The organism is Pseudomonas wayambapalatensis (genome assembly GCF_049942315.1).
Taxonomy (GTDB): domain Bacteria; phylum Pseudomonadota; class Gammaproteobacteria; order Pseudomonadales; family Pseudomonadaceae; genus Aquipseudomonas; species Aquipseudomonas wayambapalatensis.
Genome location: NZ_JBNFMU010000174.1, coordinates 1 through 7614 on the forward strand (window position 1 = coordinate 1; position 7614 = coordinate 7614).

7 protein-coding genes are annotated in these 7614 nt (G+C 66.7%); 2 read left to right on the top strand and 5 right to left on the bottom strand.

Annotation, left to right across the window (positions count from 1 at the left end; all coding sequences use genetic code 11):
* Positions 1 to 71: 71 nt before the first annotated feature.
* On the bottom strand, positions 72 to 587 hold the full coding sequence (locus ACPZMI_RS11895) for a dihydrofolate reductase (RefSeq protein ID WP_426352277.1): 516 nt from the start codon (positions 585 to 587) through the stop codon (positions 72 to 74).
* 54 nt (positions 588 to 641) lie between these two features.
* On the opposite strand from ACPZMI_RS11895, the gene ACPZMI_RS11900 reads away from it, so the two are divergent.
* Positions 642 to 2033, top strand: coding sequence for a DUF2868 domain-containing protein (locus tag ACPZMI_RS11900; RefSeq protein WP_426352278.1), 1392 nt, complete (start codon positions 642 to 644; stop codon positions 2031 to 2033).
* The gene (locus tag ACPZMI_RS11905) at positions 2026 to 3390 is read left to right on the top strand and encodes a GTPase/DUF3482 domain-containing protein (RefSeq protein ID WP_426352279.1); all 1365 of its coding nucleotides are present in this window, start codon (positions 2026 to 2028) and stop codon (positions 3388 to 3390) included. The genes ACPZMI_RS11900 and ACPZMI_RS11905 overlap by 8 nt, the downstream gene beginning before the upstream one ends.
* A 132-nt stretch (positions 3391 to 3522) precedes the next feature.
* Here ACPZMI_RS11905 and ACPZMI_RS11910 read toward each other — a convergent pair whose 3' ends face one another.
* From ACPZMI_RS11910 to ACPZMI_RS11925, 4 genes are all read right to left on the bottom strand, one after another.
* Complete coding sequence (locus ACPZMI_RS11910) at positions 3523 to 4071, bottom strand: phosphonate degradation HD-domain oxygenase (protein ID WP_426352280.1); 549 nt, start codon at positions 4069 to 4071, stop codon at positions 3523 to 3525.
* A 51-nt stretch (positions 4072 to 4122) separates the two neighbouring features.
* Positions 4123 to 5145 carry a putative 2-aminoethylphosphonate ABC transporter substrate-binding protein gene (locus ACPZMI_RS11915; RefSeq protein WP_426352281.1) on the bottom strand — a complete coding sequence of 341 codons (1023 nt, stop codon included), beginning with the start codon at positions 5143 to 5145 and terminating at the stop codon, positions 4123 to 4125.
* A 30-nt stretch (positions 5146 to 5175) separates the two neighbouring features.
* Positions 5176 to 6900, bottom strand: a complete 1725-nt coding sequence (locus ACPZMI_RS11920) for a putative 2-aminoethylphosphonate ABC transporter permease subunit (protein ID WP_426352282.1) — start codon at positions 6898 to 6900, stop codon at positions 5176 to 5178.
* A 1-nt stretch (position 6901) separates the two neighbouring features.
* A partial coding sequence (locus ACPZMI_RS11925; protein WP_426352283.1) for an ATP-binding cassette domain-containing protein occupies positions 6902 to 7614 on the bottom strand: 713 nt, incomplete at its 5' end.

Sequence of the window (7614 nt, forward strand, 5' to 3'; positions counted from 1 at the left end):
GCCGAGCTGAGTCACTCCTGAGCAACACTTGCCCTGTGGGAGCGGACGAACCCGCTCCCACAGGAAAAGCCCTATCGCTTGTCCCACACCTCGAAGTGATACACCGGCTTGCCTTCCTCGACCTGCCGTTCGGTCGATACCAGCGCCCACTGCGCCGCGTCGAACGCCGGGAACCAGGCATCCCCTTCAGGCGCCAGCTCCACCCGCGTCAGGTACATCCGGCTCACCAGCCCCTTCTCCAGCGCCTGCCCGTAGAGCTGCGCCCCGCCGATCAGCATCAACTCATCAACCCCTTGCTCGCGCGCCCACTGCTCGGCACGCACCACTGCCGCTTCCAGCGAGGCGAATACCTCGGCGCCTGCCAGCGTCAACCCGGGCTGGCGGCTGACGACGATGTTCAGGCGCCCAGGCAGCGGTCGCCCGAGCGAATCCCAGGTCTTGCGCCCCATGATGATCGGCTTGCCCAGGGTGGTGGCCTTGAAGTACTTGAAGTCCCCCGGCAGGTGCCAGGGCATGGAGTTGTCGATGCCGATCACGCGGTTCTCGGCGAGCGCCGCGATCAGGCTGAGGGGGAGTGATGTGTTCATGCCAGCGAGGATAGCACCCGGCACGTGGGTTATGCTTGGGCCTCGACCCGTGCAATGGAAGACCTTGTGACTGCACCGACCGAACTGGACAAACGCTGGCTCACCGAAGCGGTGCGCCTGCGCGAAGAACACGCCGGGCCCCTGGAAGACCAGGAAGCCAACCGCCGCGCGCGCCAGCAAGGCGGCGACCTGGCGGCACGCATCGAGCATCGCGCACTGTGGCTGGCCGAGCGCGACGGCATGACCCAGGCCCTGCGCCACTGGAAGCAGGGGGCACGCCTGGCCCTGCTGGCCCTGATGATCATCGCCGTACTCAGCGGCGCGGGCCTCGGTCTCGCGGCGCTGGGTGACGGCCAACGCCCGGTGAATGTGTTCTGGGCGCTGGGCAGCCTGCTGGGCCTGAACCTGGTGTTGCTGATCGGCTGGGCCCTGGGCTTCTTCTTCGCGGGCGAGCAGGGCGCGGCCTTGGGCCGGCTCTGGCTATGGCTCAGCGAACGCTTCGCCCGTGATGCCAAGGCCGCGCACCTGGCCCCCGCCCTGCTGGTGCTGCTGCAGCGCAAGCGCCTCAATCGCTGGCTGCTCGGCCTGCTGGTGCATGGCCTGTGGCTGCTGGCGATGAGCGCGGCGCTGGGCATGCTGCTGGCGCTGCTGGCGACCCGACGTTACGGCTTCGTCTGGGAGACCACCCTGCTCGCCGCCGAACCCTTCATCGCCCTGACCAACGCCCTCGGCGCCCTGCCCTCGCTGCTGGGTTTCAGCATTCCCGACGAAAACATGATCCGCGCCAGCGGCGCGACTTTGCCGAGCCTGGACATCGCCCGTCAGGCCTGGGCCAGCTGGCTGCTCGGCGTGGTGCTGGTGTACGGCCTGCTGCCACGTCTGCTGCTGGCCATCCTGTGCCTGTGGCGCTGGCGCCAGGGCCGCAAGCAACTCGCCCTGGACCTCAGCCTGCCAGGCCATGCCCAGCTGCGTGAAGCGCTGATGCCACGCAGCGAGCGCATCGGTGTCCAGGACGCCGCCCCCGAGCACCTGCCGCAGTTCGAGGCCGGCCAACTGGAAACCGGCAGCAGCGGCGCCCTGCTGGTGGGCCTGGAGCTGGACGACCAGCGCAACTGGCCGCCCAAGCTGCCGCCCACGGTGACTAACGCCGGTGTGCTCGACAGCCGCGAATCGCGCAACAAACTGCTCGAGCAGCTCAGCCGCTTTCCTCCGGCGCGCCTGGCCATCGCCTGCGATCCGCGCCGCTCGCCTGATCGTGGCAGCCTGGCGTTGCTCGCCGAACTCGCGCGCAACGCAGGCGCCACACGCATCTGGTTGCTCCAGGCCTTGCCTGGCCAGGCACTGGACGCCGCCCGCCTGGGCGACTGGCACGAAGCCCTCGATCGCCTCGGCCTGCCCCACGCCGACACCTCGCCCCTGACCTGGCTGGAGCATGGCCATGACTGATCCGCTCAAGCTGGCCGTGGTCGGCCACACCAACGTCGGCAAGACTTCGCTGCTGCGCACCCTCACCCGTGATGTCGGCTTCGGTGAGGTCTCCCATCGCCCCAGCACTACCCGCCATGTCGAAGGCGCGCGGCTGTCGGTGGAGGGCGAGCCCCTGCTCGAGCTCTACGATACCCCCGGCCTGGAGGACGCCATCGCCTTGCTCGACTATCTGGAGCGCCTGGAGCGTCCCGGTGAACGTCTCGACGGCCCAGCCCGCCTGGAACGTTTTCTCCAGGGCAGCGAGGCACGCCAGCGTTTCGAACAGGAAGCCAAGGTGCTGCGCCAGTTGCAGGCGAGCCATGCCGGTCTTTACGTGATCGACGCACGCGAGCCGGTGCTGGCCAAGTACCGTGATGAACTGGAGGTGCTCGCCAGTTGCGGCAAGCCGTTGCTACCGGTACTCAACTTCGTCGCCAGCAGCCAGCACCGCGAGCCGGAGTGGCGTGAGGCCCTGGCCCGCCTGGGGCTGCATGCGCTGGTGCGGTTCGACAGCGTGGCCCCGCCCGAGGACGGCGAGCGCCGCCTCTACGAAAGCCTTGCCCTGCTACTGGAAAAATCCCGCCCCGCCCTGCAGCGCTTGATCGACGACCAGCAGGCCCAGCGCCAGGCCCGCCAGCACAGCGGCAAGCGCCTGATCGCCGAGCTGCTGCTCGACTGTGCCGCCTGCCGACGCAGCGTCGAGGCAGAGCCTGCCGCTGAAGCCAAGGCCATCGAGACGCTGCGCCAGGATGTGCGCCAGCGGGAGCAGCGCTGTGTCGAGGCGCTGCTCAAGCTCTATGCCTTCCGCCGTGAAGATGCCAATGCCGGCGACCTGCCGTTGCTGGATGGTCGCTGGGGCGATGACCTGTTCAACCCCGAGACCCTGAAGCTGCTGGGCGTACGTCTGGGCAGCGGTGTTGCCGCCGGCGCGGCGGCCGGGGCGGGTGTCGATCTGCTGGTCGGCGGCCTGACCCTTGGCGCTGCCGCGCTGGCGGGGGCCATTGCCGGCGGCGCACTGCAAACTGCGCGCAATTACGGATCGCGGTTGCTGGGCAAGCTCAAGGGTCAGCGTGAACTGACCGTGGATGACAGCGTGCTGCGCTTGCTGGCGCTGCGCCAACAGCAACTGATGCTCGCCCTGGACAGCCGTGGCCATGCCGCACAGGACAGGGTGCGGCTGGGCGAGCTGGATGAGAAAGCCTGGCGCGAAGGCAAGCTACCGGAAGCGTTGACCAAGGCACGGGCGCATCCGCAATGGTCGACGCTCAATCCGGGCGCACGGGTGAACCAGGCGGAACGCCAGGAGCAACTCGAGGCGTTGGTGTCACAGATCTGAGGCGCGCCCCTGTAGGAGCGGGCTTGTCCCGCGAACACGGGCGTAGCCCGTGCCATGCAGCGCGGTGTCTTTTTCGCGGGTAAACCCGCTCCCACAAGTTCTGCAGCGCTGCCGAGGGCTTTGCTGCAACCCTCAGATCAAGGCCAACGCCTTCCCTTTCAACACCGCCATATCCAGCACCGGCACCCCGACCTCCTTGGCCATCTCGTCCCACTCACGCATGCGCAGGCTCACCGCAAACAGCGGGTCGCGCTCGAAGGCATCGGCCTCGGCATCGCTCATCACGCCCCCCTGGTAACCCAAGGTGCGCCGGCTCGCCTCGCTCAGCCGCTGGTAATAGCCCGGCTTGCGCAAGGTCAGGTAACGCTTGGCCTCCACGTGGAACTCCACCAGCCGCGCCATGCGTTCGCCGAACCCACAACGGCGCAGATACTCGGCGCCGATACGCTCATGGCTGACCACACCATACCCACCCATGCTGGCGTCACCGCCGCAGAGGTGGCCGATGTCGTGGAAGAACGCAGCGAGCACGACCTCGTCGTCGAAGCCTTCGGCCATGGCCAGTTGCGCGGCCTGGGACATGTGCTCGATCTGGGTGATGGCTTCGCCGATGTAGTCGTCGGCGCCGTGGCGCTCATACAAGGCGAAGGTGTTGTCGATGATCTGGGCTGGGCTGGGCATCGCGGTAGGGTCCTGGCGTCGTGAGGATCGGCCTGTTGAATGTAGTGCTACTTACTGTGCCACCTTCTCCGACTTGCCGTCGTAGCGCTTGCGCCATTCGGCCAGGATCTGGTCGCGGTGCTTCGACGCCCAGGCAAAGTCGTTCTTGATCAGGCGTTGCTCATAGTCGGCCGGCAGTTCGGTCTGCGGCTTGGCGATGCCCGGCGCGGCCAGCACGGCGAAGTTGTCCTTGTACAGCTCCATGGCCGCTGGGCTGGCCGAGAAATCCGCCAGGCGCTTGGCTGCGTCAGCCTTAGGCGTGCCCTTGATCACCGCCGTGGCCTCGATTTCCCAGCCCAGGCCTTCCTTGGGCAGCACGATGTCCAGCGGCGCACCCTGGCGCTTGAGCTGCACGGCCGGGTACTCGAACGAGATGCCGATCGGGAACTCGCCCGCCGCCGCCAGCTTGCAGGGCTTGGAGCCGGAATGGACGTACTGGCCGATGTTCTGGTGCAGGGCATCCATGTAGGCCCAGCCCTGGGGCTCGCCCAAGGTCTGCAGCCAGGCACTGACATCCAGGAAGCCGGTGCCGGACGAGGCAGGGTTGGGCATGACGATCTTACCCTTGTACTCGGGCTTGGTCAGGTCCTGCCAGCTCACCGGCTTGCTCAGGCCCTGCTTCTCGGCCTCGATGGTGTTGAAACAGATCGTCGCGGCCCACACGTCCATCCCCACCCAGGCTGGCGGGTTGGCGGCGTCGCGGTAATTCGGTGCGATCTTGCCCAGGTCTTTCGGCGCGTAGGCATCGAGCATGCCGTTCTGATCGAGGATGGCCAGGCTGGAGGCTGCCAGGCCCCACACCGCGTCAGCCTGCGGGCGGTCTTTCTCGGCCAGCAGCTTGGCGGTGATGATGCCGGTGGAGTCCCGCACCCATTTGATCTCGATATCCGGGTTGGCCTTCTCGAAGGCCTGCTTGTAGCTCTTGAGCTGCTCGGCTTCCAGGGCGGTGTAGACGGTCAGTTGGGTAGCGGCCGCCGAGGCGTGCAAGCTGAACACGGCAGATACGGCAGCAACAAGGGCAAGTGGCTTGAACATGAGGCAGCTCCTTTGAGGTGGACAGTCGAATCAGGGTTTGGGCGCGCGCTGGCGCCAGGCCTGGGAGCGGCGCAACAGACCGCGCGAGGCCCCCGCCAGCAGCAGCGAGGCCGTGGCGCTGGTGAGCAGGATCAGGGTGGACATCGCCGCAGCACCGCCAACGTTGCCGGCATCGTCCATGTTCAATACGGCGACGGCGGCCAGGATCGTGTCGGGGCTGTAGAGGAAGATCGCCGCCGACACCGTGGTCATCCCGGAGACGAACAGGTAGCGCACGATATCCAGCAGTGCAGGCAGGCAGATCGGTACGGTGACGCGCAGGTAATGCCGGTACAGCGGCGCCTTGAGCGACAGCGCAGCCGCTTCGAACTCACCATCGAGCTGGCGCAGCGCAGTGCTTGCGGTCATCTGTGCGGTGGTCAGGTAGTGAGCGATGGTGCAGACCACCAGCAACGCCATGCTGCCGTAGAAGACATGCAGCGGGTTGCCGGCGAGGTTGAAGAAGAACACGTAGCCCAAGCCCAGGACGAGCCCTGGCACCGCCATCGGTACGAAGCTGAGCAGGCGCAAGGCTTGGTTGAGCAGGCGCTGGCCTTGGGTTTTCTCCATCAGGTAGGTGCCGGTAAAGATCACCACACTGCCGATCACGGCGCAGCACAGGGCCATGGTCACGCTGTTGCGGTAGGCCAGCCAGCCGCCACCAGCGGTCTCGTCGAACAGGTAGTGCTTGAACGAAAGCGTCAGGTTGTAGGGCCAGAAGGTCACCAGCGACGAATACACCGCCATGCCGATCACCCCCAGCAGCGCTGCGCAGACCAGCACCACGATGGTCAGGAAGCAGGCATCGCGACGACGCGAAGGCTGGGGCTCGAATACCTGCGCGCGCCCGCTCATCGCCTCGCCCTGGCGGCGGCGCAGCCAGGCATCGACGCCGAAGCTGAGCAGCGCCGGCACCAGCAGGACCATGCCGATCAGGGCGCCACGGCCGAACTGCTGTTGGCCGACCACCGCCTTGTAGGCTTCCAGTGCCAGCACCTGATAGTCGCCACCGACCACCACCGGCACGCCAAAGTCGGTGATGGTCAGGGTGAACACCAGGCAGAACGCGGCGAACACCGCTTGGCGCGTGGCCGGCCAGGTGATGCTGCAAAAGGCCCGCCACGGTCCTGCGCCCATGCTCGAGGCCGCGTCGAACAGCCTCGCATCGGCGAGCGACAGCGCCGACAGCAGGATCATCAGGGCATGCGGGAAGGTGTAGATCGCCTCGCCGAGCACGATCCCCCAGAAGCCATAGATGTTGTCGCTCAGCAGTGCACGCAGCAGGCCCTGGTTGCCGAACAGGTAGACCAGCGCAATGGCCGGCAGCATCGACGGCGCCAGCAGCGGCAGCAATGAAATCCCGCGCCACAAGCCCTTGGCCGGGATCAGCGTGCGTTGCAGGGCATAGGCGAACAGGTAGGCCAGCGGCACGACGATCAGCGCTACGCTGAAAGCCACTGCCAGGCTGTTGCCGAGCAGCCAGCGAAAGTTGTCGCTGGCAAATAGCTCGGCGGCCGCCTGCAGGCCACCGCCCTGGCCCGCCTCGCCGCTGAAACCACGCCAGAAGATGGCCAGAAGCGGCATCAGCACGGCCAGCAGCAGCAGGAGCAACAGCAGACTCTTGCCACCGACCACGAACAGGCGATCACCTAGGGCGATGCCACCACCTGGTGCGGCCTTGACGGCGGCCAGCGATACGCTCATGGGCGCGGCCATCTCAGGCAAACACCTGCAGGCTCTGCGGTGGCAGGGCCACCCAGATATCCTGCGAGCCCAGGCGCGGCATGGCTTCGGGCGCCAGCTCCGCGAGCAACGCGTGCCCCGGCAAGGCCTTGAGCTCGAAGCTCATGCGGCAGCGGTTGCCGAGAAAGGTGAGCTCACGCACTTTGGCCGGAAACAGGTTCTCCTCGTGTACCACCGGATTGACCATGATCGCCTCCGGGCGGCAGAACAGCCGGCCACTGCGCGCACTCGCCGCGCCCGGAGCCAGACGCATGCTCATGCTGCCCACCTGGGCGTGGCTGTCGTCATGGCGCTGGAACGGCAGCCAGTTGCCCTGACCGACGAACTCGGCAACGAACGGTGTGGCAGGCCGGTCGTAGATATCCTGCGGGGAGGCGTACTGCTCGACCTGCCCGTTATTCATCACGGCGATGCGGTCGGCCATCAGCATGGCCTCGTCCTGGTTGTGGGTAACCATCAGCGTGGTGATGCCCAGCTTGCGCTGCAGTTGGCGCAGCTCGGTGCACAAGTGCTCGCGCACCCGCGCATCCAGCGCCGACATTGGCTCGTCGAGCAACAGCACCGACGGCGATGGTGACAGCGCAAAGACCAAAGAAACCCGATGCTGCTGGCCACCAGAGAACTGGCTAGGGAGATAAGAAGAGCACACGTCCGCACCCCCGCCACCCTCTCGGATTTGGGGGGGGG